Raw genomic sequence first — 20,054 nt, 5'->3', positions numbered from 1 at the left:
GACAGCCCGCGCTTGCGCGGGCTTTTTTCATCGTGCGCGCCGCAAAGAAAAAGGCCCGCACGCGGCGAGCCTTCGGGCAGGATGAAACGCCGCTTAGAACTTGTAGCCGACAGCCAGGATCACCGATACCGGGTCCAGCTTCATGTGCTGGGTCTGGCCGGTCGAGAAGTGCACGTCGGTGCGCAGGCGGGCCTTGTTGAGCGTGACGTCGGCAAACCATTTCTCGGTAAAGTTCACGGCCATGCCGACCTGGGCGGTGTAAGTGAACTTGTTGTCGATGCTGAAGGTCGTCGGAACGCCGCTGCCCGGGTTGGTAATCGCGGTCATCTTGGCCGAGCCGCGTTCCTTCATGAAATAGGCATACGTCGCGCCGATGCCAACGAAGGGACGGAAAGTGGCCGTCGGGGCACCGAAGCGGTATTGGGCGAACAGAGTCGCCGGCAGCGCCTCGACGGTGCCGAGCTGGCCGGTGCCGGCGATGGCGCCCGCGCCGTAGATCTTGTGCTTGTAGGGCGTGCCCAGCGCGGTCTCGAGCGAAATGTTGTCGGTCAGGCCGTAGGCCAGGACCAGCACCGGCTGAATGTCCCGGTCGACGTCGCCCTTCGAGCCCGGCAGGGCTGGCGCGCCGATGTCGCCGCTTTCGACCTTCGGGGTGAGCTGGTTGAGGCCGACCTTGGCCGTGAACTGACCGGCGGACTGGGCTGACGCGGTCGAAGCGCAGGCCAGCGCTGCGGCGACGCCCAGCACCTTGACGACGCTGTTGAAACGTACTTTCATGTTATCTCCTGATTCTGTGATGGGAGCCCGCCTGGTGGCGGGCCCTCCGCTGTCGTGCAGCCTGTCGATTACAGCCAGCCCTTGACCGCCATTTCCTTGAGAACAAGGCGTGCGATCAGGTTGTTCTCGAACGGCGTCGGGTGGATGTCGTCGGCGAACATGTAGCGGCTGACGTCACCGGCCACGGTATTGCTGTTTGTGCAGATCAGGGACGTGGTGCCCAGTGCGTTCGGGCCGCAGGCCGGGCTGGTGGTGTTGGTCAGGCCATACGGCCCCGGATTCTTCACCTGGTCATTGCTGACGCTGTACAGGTCGACGTACAGGATACGGTCGTCGGCGCCGATGCCGTTCTTCAGCTGGGTATTGAAGGCGTTGACCATCGCGGTGATCAGCTGCTGGATGTCGGCGGTGCGAGACTTGCCGGCCGGGGTGCTGGCGACGTCGGGCAGGTTTGCCACGATGACGTACTTGGCGCCCTTGGCCAGGATCTCGTTCTTCACCAGGGCGGCCATCTGCGCGCCGGCTGTGCCCAGGTCCTGGACCAGCTTCGGACCATTGGTGGCGGCGTAGTCGGCGCCGGCCTTGGCACCGGCAGCGGTGGCGTCGGCCTGGGCCTTCGTGACCATCGGGCCATAGACCGACACCTGGGCCACGGCGGCGTTGCCGGGCTGGCGCGCGGCGGCGCCCACGGCGGCGGCCACGATGGTCTGCGAAGTATTGCCCGGACGTGCGCTCTCGGTGGCGATAGCCGCGCCGATCGCCTGGGCGGCGGTCTGCGGATTGGTCGCGCCGGCTGCAAGCTGGGCGGTCAGCGAGGTGGCGAAAGTCTGGGCACCGGCGGCATTGCCTGCCGCCGTAGCCTGGGCCGACAGGGTACTCAGGGCCATCAGCACATCGTTACCGCCGGACAAGATGGTCACCAGCTCGGTACCGCTGAACTTGTTGCCGGTGCGGGACAGGTGGTTGGCGACCTGGGTCACCAGCGGCACCGTCATTTCGCCGATCGGCGAGCCGGTGGCCTTGTTGCCCGGGCCGATCGGGTTGGTCACGCGCGAACCACCCTGGGCATAGTTGAAGCAGTTCAGGTTGTTGCTGATCGCTACCGAGAAGCCGCGCGACGCGTCGCCTTCGAGGCCGGTCTGGGCCGCGCAAGGCGCCGGCAGTTTCAGCTCGGCTGCCAGGAATTCGACCCAGATCTTGCCGTTCAGCTCAGAGTTCTTGGCAGTGCCATCGCCGTTGATGGTGAACTTGCCGCCGCCGGCCTGCTTGACCGCGCCCACGGCATAGGTACCGACGTCCGACAGGCTGTCGCCGAAGGAGACCTGCTGGGTGAAGCTGAGTTTTTGCGTTTGGTCGCCGCCGCTTGGGCTGGTCCCGCCGCAGGCTGCCAGCACCGCTGCCGTTAGCAGGGCGAGCGCGAGTTTGGTTTGACGCATTGTGTCTCCTAAATTGGTTTTATTTGAAACGAACGGGCGTGCTATTCGTTTCACAATAATATGCCAGTGTTCAACTTGCTTGTATAGGAATTGCTTACCCGCACGTCAGTTTTTAGTGACACGTGGCAAACAGATCGGGCGGCGATTATAGCGCCGCTATCGATCTGGAAAGAAAGGGTTTTTGAACGGTGTGACACAGAACAACGCCCGTACGTACGGGCGTTGTGCCTGAAGACGCTTCAGGTGTGCGAAGACGCGCGCTTACTGAGCGGTTTGGTTCAGCAAGCCGTGGACGATGCCGGTCGAGCCGTGCGCGGCGCGACGCAGGCGGTCGTTCACGCCCAGCCAGGCTCCGCCCTGCGGCGGCGCTTCGACCAGGATCAGGTCCGCGCCCTGGCCGTCCATCGCACGCAGCGCGGCGTACAGGGCGTGGGCGAAGCCATCCGGCGTGGCCGGCAGGCGCAGCGCGGCGTGCGTGCTCGGCATGTCCGAGTAGTGGATCAGCGCGACCTTGCGTCCCGCCGCCGCCAGTTCAGCCAGGGTCTGGCGCAGCGTGGCGCTGTCCTGCATCGCCACCGGCGTATGCGGCGCATAGTGCGATTCGAGCGTGCCCGAGGCGCGCGGCGCGGCGGCGTCGGGAGCTGCCGGGAGCTGGTCGATCACCGCGGCGATCGCCTCGGCACTGATCTGGCCCGGACGCAGCAGCACCGGACCGTGCGTGGCCAGGCGCGACAGGTCGACGATGGTCGATTCGATGCCGACTTGCGAGGCGCCGCCATCCAGCACCATGGCCAGCGTGCCGTCTTGCTCGAACTCGTCGCGCACGTGCTGGGCCAGGGTCGGGCTGACCGCACCGAACTTGTTGGCCGACGGCGCCGCCACGCCGCCCTTGCCGCCCTTGAAGGCGCGCAGCAGCGCGATCGCCACTGGATGCGACGGGCAGCGCAGGCCGACCGTGTCCTGGCCGCCGCTGACGGCGTCCGGGATGTTCGGTGCGCGCTTGAGGATCATGGTCAGCGGGCCCGGCCAGAAGGCATCGGCCAGCGCCCGGGCCTCGTGCGGGATGCTTGCTGCCCAGTAGTCGAGCGGCGCACCAGGAGCGAGGTGCACGATCACCGGATGGTCCTGGGGGCGGCCCTTGGCGGCATAGATGGCCGCGACCGCGGCCGGGTTCTCGGCATCGGCGCCGAGGCCGTACACGGTCTCGGTCGGGAAGGCGACCAGCGCGCCCTGCTCCAGCGCGCGTGCGGCAGCCTCGATGGCGGCCTGGTCGATGTTCTCGCTTGCCATCCTTACTCCGGGATTCCGAGGATGGCGCAGGCCTGGCGCAGGCTGTCCTGCGCCTGTTCGAGCGTCGGCGCCACGAAGGTCACATGGCCCATCTTGCGTGCGCGACGCGGGTCGTCCTTGCCGTACAGGTGCAGGTTGGCGCCCGGCAGTGCCAGGACGCGGTCCCAGGCCGGTTCGCGGGGGGTAGTGCTGTCGCCTTCGAACCAGACGTCGCCCAGGATGTTGAGCATGACGGCGGGCGAATGCTGGCGCACGTCGCCCAGCGGCAGGCGCGCCATCGCGCGTACCTGTTGCGCGAACTGGCTGGTGATGCAAGCGTCGATGGTGTAGTGGCCGCTGTTGTGCGGGCGCGGCGCCATCTCGTTGACCACCAGGCTGCCGTCGGCAAGCACGAAGAATTCGATGCACAGCACGCCCACGTAGCCCAGCTGGGCCACGATGGCGCGCGCCGCATCCTGCGCCTGTTTGGCGCAGGCCGCGGAGACGTTCGGTCCCGGCACGGTGGTCGTGAACAGGATGCCGTCGCGGTGCACGTTCTCGGCGATCGGGTAGACGACCGACGCGCCATCGTGGCTGCGTGCGGTGAGGACCGACACCTCGTAGGCCAGCGGCAGCATCTTCTCCAGGAGGCAGGTGACGCCCTTCATGGCATCGAAAGCGGCGCGCACGTCCTCGCGGGTGCGCACGCGCACCTGGCCCTTGCCGTCATAGCCCATGCGCACGGTCTTCAGGATGCCGGGCAGCAGATCGTCATCGATGGCGTCGATGTCGGCATGCGAGGCGATGGTCTTGTGCGGCGTCGGCATCACGCCGGAGCTCGGCGCGCATTCGACAAAGAAGCGTTTTTCCGCGATGCGGTCCTGGGCTATCGATACGCAGGAGGCGGCGGGCGCAACAAAAGCGCGCTCGCCCAGCCAGGCCATGCTGTCGGCCGGGACGTTCTCGAATTCGGTGGTGACGGCGACGCAGGCCTGGGCCAATTCGGCCAGGCCGTTCGCATCGGCATAGCCGGCGTTGATCAGGCGCTCGGCGACCTGCCCTGCCGGGCAGTCCGCGGCGGGCTCGAGCACCGCGACCTTGTAGCCCATCGCCTGGGCGGCATGGGCGAACATGCGGCCGAGCTGGCCGCCGCCCATCACGCCGAGCCAGGTCGACGCGCCTTTGTTGGCAGCGCTTGGGAGAAACGAATCACTCATGCGTCAACACGGGAAGAGTCATGGCCTGGGCCGCCGCGGTCTGCTCGGCGCGGAAGGCCAGCAGCTTCTGCGCCAGCGCATCGTCGGTCGCAGCCAGGATCGCCACCGCGGTCAGGGCCGCGTTGGCGGCGCCGGCTTCGCCGATGGCGAAGGTCGACACCGGCACGCCCTTCGGCATCTGCACGATGGAGAGCAGCGAATCCTCGCCGCGCAGGTACTTCGAAGGCACCGGCACGCCCAGCACCGGCACGATGGTCTTGGCGGCCACCATGCCCGGCAGGTGGGCGGCGCCCCCTGCCCCGGCGATGATGGCGCGCAGGCCGCGCTCGCGTGCGGTTTCCGCATAGGTGAACATCTCGTCCGGCATGCGGTGCGCCGAGATCACCTGCGCCTCGAAAGGCACGGCGAACTGCTTCAGGATGTCCACGGCATTCTTCATCACGTCCCAGTCGGACGAGGAACCCATGATGACGCCGACAACTGGCTTGTTTGCTTGCTCGCTCATCTTCTCAGGCCTTCAGCTTCTCGCCGGTGAGGCGTTCGATGGCTTCGAAATACTTGGCCTGGGTCTTTTCGATGACGTCCTGCGGCAGTGCCGGGGCCGGGGCGGTCTTGCCCCAGTCGGTCAGGGTTTCCAGGTAGTCGCGCACGAACTGCTTGTCGAACGACGGCGGCGACATGCCCGGCGCGTAGGAATCGGCCGGCCAGAAGCGCGAGGAGTCGGCGGTCAGCACTTCGTCCATCAGGTGCAGCACGCCATTGTCGTCCAGGCCGAATTCGAACTTGGTGTCGGCGATGATGATGCCGCGGGTGGCGGCGTATTCGGCGGCGGTGGTGTAGAGCTGGATGCTGATGTCGCGCATCTTGGCGGCGAGTTCCTTGCCGATGCGGTTTTCCATTTCCTCGAACGAGATGTTCTCGTCGTGTTCGCCGATGTCGGCCTTGGCGGCCGGGGTGAACAGCGGCTGCGGCAGCTTGTCGGCCTGGCGCAGGCCGGCGGGCAGCTGGATGCCGCAGACGGCGCCGCTTTCCTGGTAATCCTTCCAGCCCGAGCCGATGATGTAGCCGCGCACGACGGCTTCGACCAGGATCGGCTTGAGGCGCTTGGCCACGACGGCGCGGCCGCGCACCTGCTCGACTTCATCCGGGGCCACCACGCTTTCCGGCGCCACGCCGGTCAGGTGGTTCGGCACGATGTGGCCGAGCTTCTCGAACCAGAAGTCGCTCATCTGGTTCAGCACCATGCCCTTGCCGGGGATCGGCTCGTTCATGACCACGTCGAAGGCCGACAGGCGGTCGGTGGTGACGATCAGGATCTTGTCGTCGCCGACAGCGTAGTTGTCGCGCACCTTGCCGTGACCGAGCAATGGCAGGGACTTGATGGTGGATTTGTAGAGGCTGTTCATAGAAGGGATATCAGGGAAACAGAGCCGGAGAAGGCCTCCGGTGAAGGCGTCCAGGCCGGGGGTGGCCTGGACCGAATGCGACATTTTACGTCAATTCAGATTGTCTCACCGCCCCTGGGGCGGTAAGACAATGGACGCACTGCTTACTGGACGATCTGGGCCAGCTCGCCTGCCTTGTAGCGCTCGGCCATCTTCTCCAGCGGCACCGGCTTGATCTTGGCAGCCATGCCTTCGCAGCCGAAGGACAGGTAGCGCGCCTTGCAGATCTCGGTGGCGGCTTCGCGGGCCGGCTTCAGGTAGTCGCGCGGGTCGAACTTCGACGGGTTCTGGAACATGTACTTGCGGATCGCAGCGGTCATGGCCAGGCGGATGTCGGTGTCGATGTTGATCTTGCGGACACCATGCTTGATGCCTTCCTGGATCTCTTCGACCGGCACGCCGTAGGTCTCTTTCATGTCGCCGCCGAATTCGCGGATGATCGCCAGCAGTTCCTGCGGCACCGACGAGGAGCCGTGCATCACCAGGTGGGTGTTCGGGATGCGGGCGTGGATTTCCTTGATGCGGTCGATCGCCAGGATGTCGCCGGTCGGCTTGCGGGTGAATTTGTAGGCGCCGTGCGAGGTGCCGATGGCAATGGCCAGGGCGTCGCATTGCGTTTTGGCGACGAAGTCGGCGGCCTGGGCCACGTCGGTCAGCAGCTGCTCGCGGGTCATGGTGCCGTCGGCGCCGTGGCCGTCTTCCTTGTCGCCCTTCATGGTCTCCAGCGAACCGAGCACGCCCAGTTCGGCTTCGACCGTCACGCCGATCGAGTGCGCGAACTTGACGACTTCACGCGAGACTTCCACGTTGTATTCGTAGGAAGCGACCGACTTGCCGTCGGCTTCCAGCGAACCGTCCATCATCACCGAGCTGAAACCCGAACGGATCGCGGCCATGCAGACCGCCGGCGACTGGCCGTGGTCCTGGTGCATGACGACCGGGATGTGCGGGTAGGCTTCGACGGCGGCGTCGATCAGGTGGCGCAGGAAGGCTTCGCCTGCGTATTTGCGGGCGCCGGCCGAGGCTTGCATGATGACCGGGCTGCACGTGGCGTCGGCGGCGGCCATGATGGCCTGCACTTGCTCAAGATTGTTGACGTTGAATGCCGGCAAGCCGTAGCCGTTTTCGGCGGCATGGTCCAGCAGTTGACGCAGCGATACGAGTGCCATGGTTGATTACTCCAAACAATTAAGAAACTATTTCATCCAGCTCGCCCACGCGCACGATCTTGAGCGCATTGGTGCCGCCGGCCTGCCCCATCGGCGAGCCCCAGGTCACGACGATCAGGTCGCCCTTGCGCACCATGCCTTCGCGAATCAGGACTTCTTCGGCCTTGCGCAGCACCGCGTGGCTGCCACCTTCCTGCAGCAGGTGGAATGCTCGCACGTTCCGGTACAGCGATGCCTTGCGCTGCGTCGTCTGCAGCGGGGTCAGGGCGAAGATCGGGGTGTCGATCGAGTGACGGCTCATCCACAGTGCGGTCGAGCCCGATTCGGTCAGCGCCACGATCGCCTTCACCTTCAGGTGATGGGCCGTGAACAGGGTGCCGTAGGCGATCGACTGGTCGATGCGGGTGAACTGGACATTCAGGAAATCTGCATCCTGCTTGTTGTATTCGGATTGTTCGGCCTCGAGGCAGATCGCGGCCATCATTTCGACGGTCTCGACCGGGTACTTGCCCGATGCGGTCTCGGCCGAGGTCATCACGGCGTCGGTGCCGTCCAGCACGGCGTTCGCAACGTCCGAGACTTCGGCGCGGGTCGGCACGGCGTTGACGATCATCGACTCCATCATCTGGGTCGCGGTGATGGCCAGCTTGTTGGAGGCGCGCGCCATCTTGATCATGCGCTTCTGCAGCGCCGGCACGGCCGCGTTGCCCACTTCCACCGCCAGGTCGCCGCGCGCGACCATGATGCCGTCCGAGGCGTCCAGGATTTCCTGCAGCACGGGGATGGCTTCGGCGCGCTCGATCTTGGCGATCATCATCGGCTTGTGGCCGTAGGGTTCGCCGGCGATGTTGGCCAGCTGGCGCGCCATTTCCATGTCGGTGGCGTTCTTCGGGAAAGAGATCGCCAGGTAGTCGGCCTGGAAGCTCATCGCGGTCTTGATGTCTTCCATGTCCTTCGAGGTCAGGGCCGGCGCGGTCAGGCCGCCGCCCTGGCGGTTGATGCCCTTGTTGTTCGACAGCTCGCCGCCCACCTTCACGGTGGTGAAGATCTCGTGGTTGACGACCTTGTCGACGATCAGCACGATCAGGCCGTCGTTCAGCAGCAGCTTGTCGCCCGGCTTGACGTCGCGCGGCAGCGCCTTGTAGTCGAGGCCCACGCGGTCCTGGTTGCCCAGCTCGCCGTTCTCGCCCCAGCGGGCGTCGAGGATGAACTTGTCGCCGTTGTTCAGGAAAATCTTGCCCTCTTCAAACTTGCCGACGCGGATCTTCGGACCCTGCATGTCGGCCATGATCGCCACTTCGACGCCGCATTCGGCAGCCGCGCGGCGCACCAGGGCGGCGCGGTCGATGTGGTCCTGCGCCTTGCCATGCGAGAAGTTCAGGCGCACGACGTCGACGCCGGCGCGGATCATGCGGACGAGGATGTCGAAGTCGGTCGATGCCGGGCCGATGGTGGCAACGATCTTGGTGGCGTTGTACAGGGGGCGCGCAGCTTGCATGTGTCTGGAATCCTTGGTTCTGAAAAGAGAAGCGCAGCCACTGGGCTGCGCTGGTACTGATTACTTATTGTTTGGATTTACGCTGGAGCAGGATCTCGACTGCCGGCAGGGTCTTCCCTTCCAGGAACTCGAGGAAGGCGCCGCCGCCGGTCGAGATGTAGCCGATCTGGTCGCCGATGTCGTACTTGGCGATCGCGGCCAGGGTGTCGCCGCCGCCGGCGATCGAGAAACCGTTCGACTTGGCGATCGCCATCGCCAGGGTCTTGGTGCCTTCGGCGAACTGGTCGAATTCGAACACGCCCACCGGGCCGTTCCAGACGATGGTGCCGGCCTTGGCCACCTGCTCGGCCAGCATGGCGGCGGTCTTCGGGCCGATGTCCAGGATCATGTCGTCGTCCGCCACGTCGGCCACGTCCTTGACGGTCGCCGCCGCGGTCGGGCTGAATTCCTTGGCGCAGACCACGTCCACCGGAATCGGCACTTGCGCGCCGCGCGCGGCCATCATGTCGATGATCTGCTTGGCCTCACCGACCAGGTCGTTCTCGACCAGCGACTTGCCGATGTTCAGGCCGACGGCCTTCATGAAAGTGTTGGCGATGCCGCCGCCGACGATCAGGTTATCGACCTTGCCGGCCAGGCTCTGCAGGATGGTCAGCTTGCTCGACACCTTCGAGCCGGCCACGATGGCCAGCAGCGGACGGGTCGGCTGGCCCAGGGCCTTGCCCAGCGCATCCAGTTCAGCTCCCAAGAGAGGGCCGGCCACGGCCACGGGTGCGAATTTGGCGATGCCGTGGGTGGTGGCTTCGGCGCGGTGCGCGGTGCCGAAGGCGTCGTTGACGTAGACGTCGCACAGCTTGGCCATCTTCTGGGCCAGCTCGTCGGCGTTCTTCTTTTCGCCCTTGTTGACGCGGCAGTTTTCCAGCAGAACAACCTGGCCCGGCGCGACGTCCACGCCATCGACCCAGTTCTGCTTCAGTTCCACCGGCTGGCCGAGTAGCTCGGACAGGCGCGCGGCGACCGGCGCCAGGCTGTCTTCCGGCTTGAACTCGCCTTCGGTCGGACGGCCCAGGTGCGAGGTGACCATCACGGCGGCGCCGGCCTTCAGGGCAGCCTGGATCGCCGGCACGGAGGCGCGGATACGGGTGTCTTCGGTGATATTGCCAGCGTCATCCTGCGGCACGTTCAGGTCGGCGCGGATGAATACGCGCTTGTTTTTCAGCGCATCGCGGTCGATCAGGTCTTGCAAACGGGTGAAACTGAGAACGTCGTCCATTGGCTAGTCAACAATGAAAAAGTGAAAAAACGTCATTGTACATTAGCCGACCTGTCCAAAAACGTGTAACACACGCAACAGTGTGAATACCAGCATCCCGAAGATGATCGTCATCAGCATGCTGCGGCGCCACAGGTAGAAAGCCAGGGCGGCGAGCGCCGCGATCAGCTTGGGATTGGCCAGCGTGAGCTGGGTCTGGCCCTGGGTGTCGATCAGCAGGTCGGGCCCGATGATGGCGGCCAGCGCGCAGGCCGGCGCATAGCGCAGCATCTCCTGCACCCGGGGCGGGATGGTGACGCGGTGGCCGATCAGCCAGAACGAGCTGCGGGTGGCGGCGGTGGCGACGCACAGCACGCCGATGGTGAGCCAGATTTCCCAATCAGCCATTGCGTGCCTTTCGTTTTGCGAGGGACTCTTCGACAAACATCGACGTGACCATGCCGACCAGGACGGCCAGCAGCAGCCCGAGCTTGTACGGCAGGCCGTAGGCCAGCACCGATACCGCAATGGCGACCGCGACGCCACACAGCGCCGCATTGTTGATGATGAGCGGGACCATGATGCACAGGATCGCCAGCGTGCCGGCAAAGCCCAGCCCCCATTCGCTCGGGATGGCGCTGCCCAGGAAAATGCCGATCAGCGAGCCGATCTGCCAGGCGAACCAGTTCGGGTACATCAGCCCCTTCAGGTAAGACAGTTTGCCGGCCACGCGTTCGGCGGTCGGATAGCGCTGCAGGAACATCGCCACGGTCAGGTCGCCGGAGACGTAGCCGAGCAGGAAGCGCTGGCGCCAATGCAGGTGCGCGAAGTGCGGGCCCAGCAGTGCTGAGAAGATGACGAAGCGCAGGTTGACGACCAGGGCGGTGGCGAAGATGACCCAGATCGGTGCGGCAGCGGCAATCAGGGGAAGTGAAGCGAGCTGGGCCGATCCGGCGAATACCAGCAGGGTCATGCCGACCGCCTGCGCGGCGGTGAGGCCGCTCTTGACCATCGCAATGCCCACCACCAGGCCCCAGGCGCCGATGCCGAACAGCGAAGGCAGGCCGGTCTTGAAGCCCTCGCGCCAGGCGGCGGGGTCGTGGGCTTCGGTGGGCTCCGTGGTGACAGCTGCTTGCTGGCCCGGCGGCAGGGCCGGGGTCATGTTGTTTTCCTGCAACTGCCGTATGGGGCGGATGCGGCGACGGGCTTGAAACGGTCGGGCATGAAACGCATGTAAGGGTGCGGCGCCAGGCTGGCAGCGCAATGCCCCCGGGCTCGTTTATGATCAGCTGGTAATTCTACCGATCATTTCGATATGCAGGTTGAATCGGATAGAATCTTGTCTTTGCCATTTCCCTTTTATGGAGAAAAACAGATGAACCAAAAGACGATGCCTGTGGTGGAACTCGAGGCCAAAGACCTGCCGGCACACTGCCCGAATCCGGCAATGCCGCTGTGGTCCTCGCACCCGCGCGTCTTCCTCGATTTCGACCACCACGGCGATGCCAAGTGCCCGTATTGCGGCACCCAGTACCGTCTGGCCCCGGGCGTCGAGCTCAAGCACCACTGATCTTCCCGGTGCGGCGCCAGCCGCACCGATCTTCCATGCACTACCGCGCGCCCGCATGGCTGCCTGGCGGCCACCTCCAGACCATCTATCCGGCGACCTGCGTCGCCAAACCGCCCGTCGCCTACCGGCGCGAGCGCTGGAGCAGCAGCGACGGCGACTTCATCGATGTCGACTTCGTCGACGGCCAGCCGGGCAAGCCGCTGGTCGTGCTGTTCCACGGCCTGGAAGGCTCGTCCAACAGCCATTACGCGCGCTCGCTGATGGCGGCGCTGCGCGCACGCGGCTGGTCCGGCGCGGTGCCGCACTTCCGCGGCTGCTCGGGCGAAGCCAACCTGATGCCGCGCTTCTACCATTCCGGCGACGCGGCGGAAGTCGACTGGGTGCTGAGGAAGCTGCATGCACGCGCCCCCGGTCCCCTGTTCGCGGCGGGCGTGTCGCTGGGCGGCAATGCGCTGCTGCGCTGGCTGGGCGAGTCGGGCCATGGGGCGGAGATCGTCGAGGCCGCCTGCGCGGTGTCGGCGCCGCTCGACCTGGCGCGCGGCGGCGAAGCGCTGTCGTCCGGTTTCAACATGCTGTACACGCGCATGTTCCTGCAGACGCTCAAGCCCAAGTGCCTGGCCAAGCTGGAACGCTACCCCGGCCTGTTCGACCGCGGCGCCCTGATGGCGGCGCGCGACCTCTACGCCTTCGACAACGTGGTGACCGCGCCGCTGCACGGCTACAAGGACACCGACGACTACTGGCACCGCGCCAGCGCCCGCCATGTGCTGCACGAGATCACCGTGCCGACGCTGGTGCTCAACGCCCGCAACGACCCCTTCCTGCCCGGCCAGCACTTGCCCCAGTCCGCCTCGAAAGCGGTGACGCTGGAGTATCCTGACGAAGGTGGGCACGTGGGTTTCGCCGTGGGGCCCTTCCCCGGATGGATCGACTGGCTGCCGCGGCGCATCCTGGCCTTCTTCGACTGCGCGGCGCCTGCCGCAAGCCGCGCGCCCGGCGCGCTCGAACCATGCGAAGCTTGAGACTATGGACGACATCGTAAAACAGGCAATGGCCAAGTGGCCGAACGTACCGCACTGCTACGGCTGGCTGGCGCTGGATGCGCGCGGCAACTGGCGCATGCGCGACGAGGCGGCGCAACGCGCCAATGCGCCGGGCGACAAGCTGGCGAATGCGGCGCTGGTGGGCTTCATCAACCGTAACTACGCGCACGACGACAAGGGCCGCTGGTATTTCCAGAACGGTCCGCAACGCGTGTACGTGAACCTGGAAGCGACGCCCTTCATCGCGCGCACCGACCCAAGCCAGGGCTTCGTGCTGCAGACCGGCCAGGCGCTGGCGGCGGTGGAAGCGGCCTACATGACCGATGCCGGCGCCGTGATCCTGCAGGCCGGCGAAATCGTCGCCCAGCTCGACGACCGCGACGTGGCCCAGGTGCTGGCGCGCATGGAGCTCGACGGCCAGCCGGCCTCGGTGGAAGCGATCATGGCCTGGCTGGAGGACGACTCGGCCGAGCTGGCGCTGGCCTTGCCGGGCGGGCGCGTGCGCGTCGAACGGCTGGCGGCGGAAGCGCTGCAGCGCCGCTTCGGCTACGTACAGGCGCCCGGGACCTGATCTACGGGAAGTCCTTCTCGGTTTCCTTCTCGGCCTTCTGGCGCGCCTTCAGCTCGCGCTCGCGCGCATCGATGACGGCCTGGTCGTAGAAGGACACGTCGCCTGCCTTGCGCGCCAGGTCGAGCTGCGCCACCGCTGCCGGCAGCGCGCCCGCCAGCGCATACGATTCCGCCAGCGCCATGTGCTGCAGGGCGATCTTGCCCTGCTTGGCATAGGTGCGCGCCAGCATGTCGTGCAGCTTCGGTTCCTCGCGGTAGAGCTGGGTCTGGTCGCGCAGGTAGCGGGTGGCCTCCTCAAACTTGCCGGCCGCGATCAGCGCCTCGCCGTACTGGCGCGCGATGGCCCGCGACAGCGGATAGCGCTGGCGCGCGGCATCCGCTTCCTGCACCGCCTGCTCGGCCATCGCCGGCCCCTGGCCGGGCGCCAGCTTGATCTCGACGGACAGCCCGGCGAACATCGCCGCGCCGTCGCCGGCGTTCGATTCGGCAGAGAGCACGCCCTCCTTCGGCTTGACGGTGGCGCGCGCCTTGTCGAGCCATTCCTGGGCCTCGACCAGGTTCCCCTGGCGCAGCGCCAGCAGCGACAGCCCGTACTGCGCGCCGGCCTGCAGGTGGCGGTGCGATTCCTTGAGCTGGGCGTCGAGCGCGTTCTTCGCCTCGCGGCGGCCACCGACGCTCTCGTCCTGCAGCACGCGGGCACGCGCGCGCACCAGCTGGAAGTCGAGGTTGTCCACGCGCGCCTTTTTCGGCATCTCGCGGATGCGCGCCTGCATGTCGGTGATGCGCTCGGCCGTCAGCGGGTGGCTGCTCAGGTGGGCCAGGTTCGCGGGGATGTCGCCCGACAGCTTGGTGGCGCTCTGCAGGCGCCTGAAGAAGCCGACGATGCCGGTGACGTCAAAGCCACCCGCGCCCATGATCTGGAAACCCACGCGGTCGGCCTCGCGCTCGGCCTCGCGGCTGAAATTGAGCTGGCGCTGCACGGCCAGGCCCTGCCCGCCCATCAGGACGCCCATCGCGGCATCGGAGCTTGCCTTGGCGGCCAGCGCGGCCAGGATCATCGAGGCCAGCGGCAGCAGCACGTCCTGCTTCTGCTGCCCGATCATGCGGGCGATGTGACGCTGCGACACGTGGCCGATCTCGTGCGCCATCACGCCGGCCAGCTCCGACTCCTTCTGTGCCGCCACGATCAGGCCCGTGTGGGCGCCGATGAAGCCGCCCGGCAGGGCGAAGGCGTTCAGGTTCACGTCGCGCATCGCGAAGAAGGTGAAATCGGCATTGGTCTCGCCGCGCGCGCCGGGCACCGACGACAGCAGCGTGTTGCCGAGGTTGTTCAGGTACTCGGTGATCTGGTCGTCGTCGAGATAGGCCGGGTCGCGCCGGACGTCGCGCATGATCTCTTCGCCGAGCTTGCGCTCGAGTACCGGCGACAGGTCCTGGCGCGCGGTGTCGCCTAGCGTCGGCAGGCGCAGGTTGTTCGGCTTTTGAAGTGGCTCGGCGGGTGCGGCAATGGCGAGGGCGGCCGCCGTGCACAGGGCAATGGCGGTCAACGCAGGGCGCCAGCGGCGCGCCGATGCTGGGCGGGGAGCGTAGTTCACAATGCTATGATAACCCTATCCGCAGCCGCGTTGCTGCACGGCGAAACACTTTGTTTAACAACCTTATTGGGTTAGCAATGAGCACTTCCACCCCGCCCGCAGAGCACCTGACCCACTTCGACGCCACCGGCCAGGCCCACATGGTTGACGTCGGCGCCAAGCAGGACACCCACCGCATCGCCGTGGCGGCCGGCACCATCCGCATGAAGCCGGAGACCCTGGCGCTGATCCAGTCGGGCAATGCGAAAAAGGGCGACGTCATCGGGATTGCCCGCATCGCCGCGATCATGGCTTCCAAACGGACCAGCGACCTGGTGCCGCTGTGCCATCCGCTGCCGATCACGCGGGTGGCGGTGGATTTCGAGGTGGACGCGGCGGCCAGCAGCGTGCATTGCCGGGCGCAGGTCGAGACCATCGGCAAGACCGGGGTCGAGATGGAAGCGCTGACCGCGGTGCAGGTTGGTCTCTTGACCATCTACGACATGTGCAAGGCGGTCGATCGCGGGATGGTGATGACGAATGTGCGGGTGCTGGAGAAGCATGGCGGCAAGAGCGGCGACTGGACGGCCGCCCTGTCCTGACGCAGCCGGCACTCTCAAGCGCGGTTCGTCACCACGGTGATGCCTTCGGCAAGCGCGAGCCGCTCCAGGGCGTCCTCCAGCAGGGCGCGGGCCTGACCCGCGCTGCGTTGCAAGCTCGCGTGAAGTTCGGCATCTTCCGGGCTGCGTAGCGCGCACTGAGCGCTGTAGCGCTCGAAACTCCCGACGGTCATCAAGACCTCGGCCAGATGCCGCGGGCACTCGCAAGCCAGACGCCCGCTTGTTTGTGCCAGCATCGATAGTGTTTCGTCTCCATAGCGCGGCGCAGGCACCGGTGGTGGTGTATGAGACAGGGGTATCCGCTCTCCCTGCATCGCAAGCCGACACAAGGGCAGGAGTTCACTCAAGTCGGCAGGCAGGCGGGCCACCAGGCAGCCGGCGTTGCGCAAGGCCCGGATCGTTGCTCCGGACGAAAAACGGTACAGCACCAGGATCGCGGCTGGAATGCGCCCGCGCAGGGCTTCGATGCGGGGCAATACCGTATCGTCCAGTTCCGCCTTCTCGACAATCAACACCTCGCCATCAACGTCGACGTCTTCCTGACCGAGCTCGGCCAGCGTGGCACAGCGCAGGCGCAGGTCGAGCCCAATCGCGTCGGCGCCGAGCGCGACCAGCCTGCGCGGCAAGCTTGCTCCCACGACCGCCGCACGTATCGGTACAGCCGACAATGAGGCCTGTCCCGGATTGTGCTGCTCCAACATCGATTCCAATTGTTGACGTGACAAGCTGGCCAGCAAGCCGATGCCGTGCCCCTGGTCGACCAGTTGCTTGAGCAAGGCAAGACGCTCGACTTGCTCAGCCGAGTAAAGGCGCTGTCCATGCATGGAGCGTTGGGTGTCGGATATCTGATAGCGCCGTTCCCATACACGCAAGGTTTCGACTGGCAAGCCAGCCATGCGAGCAGCTGTACCGGCACGGTAGACAACCGTATGCTGAACCGCTTTTTCGAAATTTTCCATTGCTATGCACCGTTTTTGAACCATATATATAAGAAATTATAGGTTCATGACTTAGACATTTCGCCAAATTTTTCTATATTATCGGGACAAGTTCATTTCATTCACCCCTACCCCAAGGAGCGCATCATGAAACGATTCTTCCTCGCAGTCCCGTTTGCTCTGTCCCTCGGCTCGGCCCAGGCTGCCGATATCGTCGACACCGCCAAGTCGGCCGGCAGCTTCAATACGCTGGTCACCGCCGTGCAGGCAGCTGGCCTGGTCGACACCCTGAAAGGTCCCGGTCCGTTCACGGTGTTCGCGCCGACGGATGCGGCATTCGCCAAGATTCCGAAGGCGAAGCTGGACGCCCTGCTCAAGGACAAGGAAGCATTGACGAAGGTCCTGACCTACCATGTGGTTCCAGGCAAGGTGATGGCGGCGGACGTCAAGCCGGGCATGGTCAAGACCGTTGAAGGCAACGCGTTCAAGGTCAGCACCAGCGGCGGCAAAGTCATGGTCGACAAGGCAACCGTCACGAAAACCGATATCGCAGCGGACAATGGCGTCATCCACGTGATCGATACGGTCATCATGCCGAAGTAAGCCATGTTCCCACCGCCGATCACAGCATCGGCGGTGGTTTTCGTGACGTCTCTCCGCCCGTAATCTCACCAATATTCACCACTCGAATAAGGCACTGTCAACATACATGTAAGCTGATATGATGCCGCCTCCCGCACGTCGTCCCGACGGCGAATCTGGCCCGCATCGTATGACCACCGAACAAGCCCGCGAACTCAAGCCCCAGGAATTCGAGTTCGAAACCATGAACCTGCAGGTCGGCGTTCGGCTGCAGGTGATGACCTACCGGCACCTCAAGCCCGCCCAGTATTTCTCGACCTTGATCGGTTACGTCAAGGACGAATACCTCATCATCAAGATTCCGACCGAGAACGGCGCGCCGATCGCGATGACGGAAGGCGATCCGCTAACGATCCGGGTGTTTTCGGGAGTGAACGTGTGCTCGTTCGCGTGCTCGGTCGAGCGGGTCTTCCCGCGGCCGCTGAACTACGTGCACCTGTCTTTCCCGACCGCGATCCAGGGCACCAGCCTGCGCGGTGCGATGCGGGTCAGGGCCGACATTCCGGCGCGTGTATTCAAGGCGAGTGGGGCCGCGTCACCGATCGCCTGCACGCTGGCCAACGTCTCGGTGACCGGAGCCAGGATCGACTCGAACTATCCGCTGCCGGCCGACAGCGAAGTGCTCACGCTGGCGTTCACGCTGGCGACGCCGCCCACCAACGAGGAAGTGCCGGTGGAGACCCTGGCCGCGATCCGGAACATGACGGTGGCCCGGCCGGCGCCGGACAAGCCCGATGTCTACAGCTACGGCGTCCAGTTCGTCGACCTCGATCCGGTGCACTACACCCTGCTGCAGAACATGACCTACGAGGCGCTGCTGGCGGACCGGCTCAAGATCGTCTAGGGACGCGCCTTCCCCCGCTCCAAATGATGTCCATGGTAAATTGCCGGCCTGCGTAAGCAGCGCCCTGCTACTTGCCAGATGACAACAAGGATGGAGCATGAATATTCGTTTGTCGGGTTTGCTGCCAATGGCGGCGGCGGCCCTTGTCGCGACGAGCGCCACGGCGGCGCCGCGCGGCTTTACCGTGGAAGACCTGGTGAACATGGAACGGGTGGGCAGCCCGGCCGTGTCGCCCGATGCCAGCCGCGTCGTCTACACCGTGCGCAGCACCGACATGAGCAAGAACCGTGGCCACACCGAACTGTGGATGCTCGACTTGCGCACTGCCGGCGCGGCGCCGCAGCGCTTGACCAGTCACGCTTCCAGCAGTACCGAACCGGAATGGTCGCCGTCCGGCGACGCCATCTATTTCCTGTCGTCCCGTTCGGGCTCGTCGCAAGTGTGGCGCCTTCCGATTGCCGGCGGCGCGGCGGGCGAGCCGGTGAAGGTCACCGACCTCCCTCTCGACGTGGAGAGTTTCCGCATCTCGCCGGCAGGCGACCGCCTGGCGATGAGCCTGTCGGTCTTCCGCGACTGCGCGGATCTCGCCTGCACCAGACAGCGCCTTGACGCGAAGGACAAGGACAAGGCCAGCGGCAAGCTGTATGACCGCCTGTTCGTACGTCATTGGGACACCTGGAAGGACGGACGCAACAATGTGCTGTTCTCGGCGCCGCTCGACAGCGCCGGCAAGGCCGACAGCGTGCCGGTTGCGCTATCGGGCTCGCTCGACGGCGACGTACCCTCGAAGCCCTTCGGCGACCGCGAAGAATTCCGCTTCAGCCCGGACGGCAAGACCATCGTGTTCGCGGCCCGCATTGCCGGCAAGACCGAGGCCTGGTCGACCAACTTCGACCTGTACACCGTGCCGGCCGCGGGCGGCGTCCCGCGCAACCTCACGGCCGACAACCCGGCCTGGGATACCAAGGGCGTGTTTTCGCCTGACGGGAAAACCCTTGCCTACCTGGCGATGGCGCGTCCCGGCTTCGAGGCGGACCGCTACCAGGTGATGCTGATGGACGTGGCCAGCGGCGCAAAGCGCACGCTGGCTGCGGATTGGGACCGCTCCGCCGGCAGCCTGCACTGGCGTGCCGACGGCAAGGCCCTGATCGTCGATGCCGAAGACCTGGGCCAGCACCGGCTGTTCTCGGTCGACGTCGCAAGCGGCAAGGTGACGGCGCTGACCGACAAGGGCGCGGTCGGCGCCTTCGACGTGCGCGGCAATACGGTGGTCTATACCCAGGCCAACCTGGCCTCCGGTGCGCAGCTGTTCGCCATGCAGCCCGGCGGCCGGCCAAGACAGCTGACCAGGCTGAACGCCGAGCGCCTGACCGACGTGCGCTGGGGCGAGTACGAGCAGTTCAGCTTTGCCGGGGCCAATGGCGAGACCGTGTACGGGCACGTGATGAAACCCTGGAATGCCGAACCGGGCAAGAAGTACCCGATCGCTTTCCTCGTGCACGGCGGGCCGCAGGGCAGCTTCGGCAACGGCTGGAGCTATCGCTGGAATCCCCAGGTGTATGCGGGCGCGGGCTATGCCACCGTGTTCATCGACTTCCATGGCTCGACCGGCTACGGCCAGAAATTCACCGATTCAATCAGTGGCGACTGGGGTGGCAAGCCGCTGGTGGACCTGCAGAAGGGCCTGGAAGCGGCCGCGAAAAAGTTCCCATGGCTCGACCGCGAACGCAGCTGCGCCCTGGGCGCATCCTACGGCGGCTACATGATGAACTGGATCGCGGGGAACTGGAACGACGGCTTCCGCTGCCTGGTCAACCACGACGGCGTGTTCGACAGCCGCGGCATGGCCTACTCGACCGAGGAACAGTGGTTCACGGACTGGGAAAACGGCGGCGCCTATTTCGCGGCGCCTGACAATCACGAGCGCTTCAATCCGGTCCACCACGTCAACAAGTGGAAGACGCCGATGCTGGTGATCCAGGGCGACCTCGATTTCCGCATCCCGACCGCCCAGGCGCTCGGCACCTTCACCGCACTGCAACGCAAGGGCATCGACAGCCAGCTGCTCGTGTTCCCGGACGAGAACCACTGGGTGCTCAAGCCGGCGAATTCGGTGCAGTGGCATCGCACGGTAATGAACTGGCTGGATCGTTATCTAAAACGCTAGGCCAAAACAAAGAGACCGCCGAG

At 65.4% G+C, this 20,054-nt stretch carries 20 protein-coding genes; 7 read left to right on the top strand and 13 right to left on the bottom strand.

From position 1 onward, the window contains the following. Positions 1–93: 93 nt before the first annotated feature. The 11 genes from B2R83_RS09975 to B2R83_RS09925 form a co-directional block, all read right to left on the bottom strand. Positions 94–777, bottom strand: coding sequence for an OmpW/AlkL family protein (locus B2R83_RS09975; protein WP_292040640.1), 684 nt, complete (start codon positions 775–777; stop codon positions 94–96). A 68-nt stretch (positions 778–845) separates the two neighbouring features. Then, positions 846–2,213, bottom strand: coding sequence for an SGNH/GDSL hydrolase family protein (locus B2R83_RS09970; RefSeq protein ID WP_292040638.1), 1,368 nt, complete (start codon positions 2,211–2,213; stop codon positions 846–848). A 261-nt stretch (positions 2,214–2,474) separates the two neighbouring features. Further along, the gene (locus tag B2R83_RS09965) at positions 2,475–3,503 is read right to left on the bottom strand and encodes an L-threonylcarbamoyladenylate synthase (RefSeq protein WP_292040635.1); all 1,029 of its coding nucleotides are present in this window, start codon (positions 3,501–3,503) and stop codon (positions 2,475–2,477) included. A gap of 2 nt (positions 3,504–3,505) precedes the next feature. Next, on the bottom strand, positions 3,506–4,699 hold the full coding sequence (locus tag B2R83_RS09960; protein ID WP_292040633.1) for a 5-(carboxyamino)imidazole ribonucleotide synthase: 1,194 nt from the start codon (positions 4,697–4,699) through the stop codon (positions 3,506–3,508). After that, a complete protein-coding gene (gene purE / locus B2R83_RS09955; RefSeq protein WP_292040630.1) occupies positions 4,692–5,204 on the bottom strand; it encodes a 5-(carboxyamino)imidazole ribonucleotide mutase in 513 nt (170 codons plus the stop codon). Before purE ends, B2R83_RS09960 begins: the two co-directional genes overlap by 8 nt. A gap of 4 nt (positions 5,205–5,208) precedes the next feature. After that, complete coding sequence (locus B2R83_RS09950) at positions 5,209–6,105, bottom strand: phosphoribosylaminoimidazolesuccinocarboxamide synthase (protein WP_036213180.1); 897 nt, start codon at positions 6,103–6,105, stop codon at positions 5,209–5,211. Positions 6,106–6,248: 143 nt separating this feature from the next. Continuing rightward, positions 6,249–7,313 carry a class II fructose-bisphosphate aldolase gene (gene fba / locus B2R83_RS09945; RefSeq protein ID WP_036213183.1) on the bottom strand — a complete coding sequence of 355 codons (1,065 nt, stop codon included), beginning with the start codon at positions 7,311–7,313 and terminating at the stop codon, positions 6,249–6,251. 19 nt (positions 7,314–7,332) lie between these two features. Continuing rightward, positions 7,333–8,793: a pyruvate kinase gene (pyk, locus tag B2R83_RS09940; protein ID WP_152571001.1), complete on the bottom strand. Its 1,461-nt coding sequence runs from the start codon at positions 8,791–8,793 to the stop codon at positions 7,333–7,335. Between the two features lie 82 nt (positions 8,794–8,875). After that, complete coding sequence (locus B2R83_RS09935) at positions 8,876–10,084, bottom strand: phosphoglycerate kinase (RefSeq protein WP_292040629.1); 1,209 nt, start codon at positions 10,082–10,084, stop codon at positions 8,876–8,878. A gap of 42 nt (positions 10,085–10,126) precedes the next feature. After that, positions 10,127–10,471 carry an AzlD domain-containing protein gene (locus B2R83_RS09930; RefSeq protein WP_292040627.1) on the bottom strand — a complete coding sequence of 115 codons (345 nt, stop codon included), beginning with the start codon at positions 10,469–10,471 and terminating at the stop codon, positions 10,127–10,129. Beyond that, entirely contained in the window at positions 10,464–11,225 is a 762-nt protein-coding gene (locus tag B2R83_RS09925; RefSeq protein WP_292040626.1) for an AzlC family ABC transporter permease, read from the bottom strand. Before B2R83_RS09925 ends, B2R83_RS09930 begins: the two co-directional genes overlap by 8 nt. A 213-nt stretch (positions 11,226–11,438) precedes the next feature. Here B2R83_RS09925 and B2R83_RS09920 point away from each other — a divergent pair, with 213 nt between their 5' ends. From B2R83_RS09920 to B2R83_RS09910, 3 genes are read left to right on the top strand one after another with little or no spacing between them, the layout of a single operon-like run. Then, on the top strand, positions 11,439–11,633 hold the full coding sequence (locus tag B2R83_RS09920) for a zinc-finger domain-containing protein (protein WP_027865446.1): 195 nt from the start codon (positions 11,439–11,441) through the stop codon (positions 11,631–11,633). A 35-nt stretch (positions 11,634–11,668) separates the two neighbouring features. Then, a complete protein-coding gene (locus tag B2R83_RS09915) occupies positions 11,669–12,655 on the top strand; it encodes a YheT family hydrolase (protein ID WP_292040625.1) in 987 nt (328 codons plus the stop codon). Between the two features lie 4 nt (positions 12,656–12,659). Continuing rightward, on the top strand, positions 12,660–13,247 hold the full coding sequence (locus B2R83_RS09910) for a DUF2946 family protein (RefSeq protein WP_292040624.1): 588 nt from the start codon (positions 12,660–12,662) through the stop codon (positions 13,245–13,247). Between the two features lies 1 nt (position 13,248). Here the strand turns inward: B2R83_RS09910 and B2R83_RS09905 are convergent, their stop codons facing one another. Beyond that, positions 13,249–14,793: a M48 family metalloprotease gene (locus B2R83_RS09905; protein WP_292040623.1), complete on the bottom strand. Its 1,545-nt coding sequence runs from the start codon at positions 14,791–14,793 to the stop codon at positions 13,249–13,251. 125 nt (positions 14,794–14,918) lie between these two features. On the opposite strand from B2R83_RS09905, the gene moaC reads away from it, so the two are divergent. Beyond that, a complete protein-coding gene (gene moaC, locus B2R83_RS09900; protein ID WP_209587200.1) occupies positions 14,919–15,422 on the top strand; it encodes a cyclic pyranopterin monophosphate synthase MoaC in 504 nt (167 codons plus the stop codon). Positions 15,423–15,436: 14 nt separating this feature from the next. Here the strand turns inward: moaC and B2R83_RS09895 are convergent, their stop codons facing one another. After that, the gene (locus tag B2R83_RS09895) at positions 15,437–16,399 is read right to left on the bottom strand and encodes a MerR family transcriptional regulator (protein WP_292040622.1); all 963 of its coding nucleotides are present in this window, start codon (positions 16,397–16,399) and stop codon (positions 15,437–15,439) included. A gap of 126 nt (positions 16,400–16,525) precedes the next feature. Here B2R83_RS09895 and B2R83_RS09890 point away from each other — a divergent pair, with 126 nt between their 5' ends. The 3 genes from B2R83_RS09890 (at position 16,526) to B2R83_RS09880 (ending at position 20,031) form a co-directional block, all read left to right on the top strand. Then, positions 16,526–16,981, top strand: coding sequence for a fasciclin domain-containing protein (locus tag B2R83_RS09890; RefSeq protein ID WP_036213206.1), 456 nt, complete (start codon positions 16,526–16,528; stop codon positions 16,979–16,981). Positions 16,982–17,150: 169 nt separating this feature from the next. Continuing rightward, positions 17,151–17,864, top strand: coding sequence for a flagellar brake protein (locus tag B2R83_RS09885; protein WP_292040620.1), 714 nt, complete (start codon positions 17,151–17,153; stop codon positions 17,862–17,864). A 97-nt stretch (positions 17,865–17,961) separates the two neighbouring features. Beyond that, entirely contained in the window at positions 17,962–20,031 is a 2,070-nt protein-coding gene (locus B2R83_RS09880; RefSeq protein WP_292040617.1) for an alpha/beta hydrolase family protein, read from the top strand. Positions 20,032–20,054 lie beyond the last annotated feature (23 nt).

It is taken from the genome of Massilia sp. UBA6681 (genome assembly GCF_002454935.1).
Taxonomy (GTDB): domain Bacteria; phylum Pseudomonadota; class Gammaproteobacteria; order Burkholderiales; family Burkholderiaceae_D; genus Telluria; species Telluria varians.
Note: the sequence above shows the minus strand (reverse complement) of the source record. Positions and strands in the feature narration are given on the sequence as shown.

Coding starts and splice junctions, on each gene's coding strand:
- moaC (WP_209587200.1), top strand. CDS start 14,919: ATGAGCACTTCCACCCCGCCCGCAGAGCACCTGACCCACTTCGACGCC.
- B2R83_RS09895 (WP_292040622.1), bottom strand. CDS start 16,399: ATGGAAAATTTCGAAAAAGCGGTTCAGCATACGGTTGTCTACCGTGCC.
- fba (WP_036213183.1), bottom strand. CDS start 7,313: ATGGCACTCGTATCGCTGCGTCAACTGCTGGACCATGCCGCCGAAAAC.
- B2R83_RS09970 (WP_292040638.1), bottom strand. CDS start 2,213: ATGCGTCAAACCAAACTCGCGCTCGCCCTGCTAACGGCAGCGGTGCTG.
- B2R83_RS09975 (WP_292040640.1), bottom strand. CDS start 777: ATGAAAGTACGTTTCAACAGCGTCGTCAAGGTGCTGGGCGTCGCCGCA.
- B2R83_RS09950 (WP_036213180.1), bottom strand. CDS start 6,105: ATGAACAGCCTCTACAAATCCACCATCAAGTCCCTGCCATTGCTCGGT.
- B2R83_RS09915 (WP_292040625.1), top strand. CDS start 11,669: ATGCACTACCGCGCGCCCGCATGGCTGCCTGGCGGCCACCTCCAGACC.
- B2R83_RS09925 (WP_292040626.1), bottom strand. CDS start 11,225: ATGACCCCGGCCCTGCCGCCGGGCCAGCAAGCAGCTGTCACCACGGAG.
- B2R83_RS09965 (WP_292040635.1), bottom strand. CDS start 3,503: ATGGCAAGCGAGAACATCGACCAGGCCGCCATCGAGGCTGCCGCACGC.
- B2R83_RS09880 (WP_292040617.1), top strand. CDS start 17,962: ATGAATATTCGTTTGTCGGGTTTGCTGCCAATGGCGGCGGCGGCCCTT.
- B2R83_RS09935 (WP_292040629.1), bottom strand. CDS start 10,084: ATGGACGACGTTCTCAGTTTCACCCGTTTGCAAGACCTGATCGACCGC.
- B2R83_RS09920 (WP_027865446.1), top strand. CDS start 11,439: ATGAACCAAAAGACGATGCCTGTGGTGGAACTCGAGGCCAAAGACCTG.
- B2R83_RS09910 (WP_292040624.1), top strand. CDS start 12,660: ATGGACGACATCGTAAAACAGGCAATGGCCAAGTGGCCGAACGTACCG.
- B2R83_RS09930 (WP_292040627.1), bottom strand. CDS start 10,471: ATGGCTGATTGGGAAATCTGGCTCACCATCGGCGTGCTGTGCGTCGCC.
- B2R83_RS09890 (WP_036213206.1), top strand. CDS start 16,526: ATGAAACGATTCTTCCTCGCAGTCCCGTTTGCTCTGTCCCTCGGCTCG.
- B2R83_RS09960 (WP_292040633.1), bottom strand. CDS start 4,699: ATGAGTGATTCGTTTCTCCCAAGCGCTGCCAACAAAGGCGCGTCGACC.
- purE (WP_292040630.1), bottom strand. CDS start 5,204: ATGAGCGAGCAAGCAAACAAGCCAGTTGTCGGCGTCATCATGGGTTCC.
- B2R83_RS09885 (WP_292040620.1), top strand. CDS start 17,151: ATGACCACCGAACAAGCCCGCGAACTCAAGCCCCAGGAATTCGAGTTC.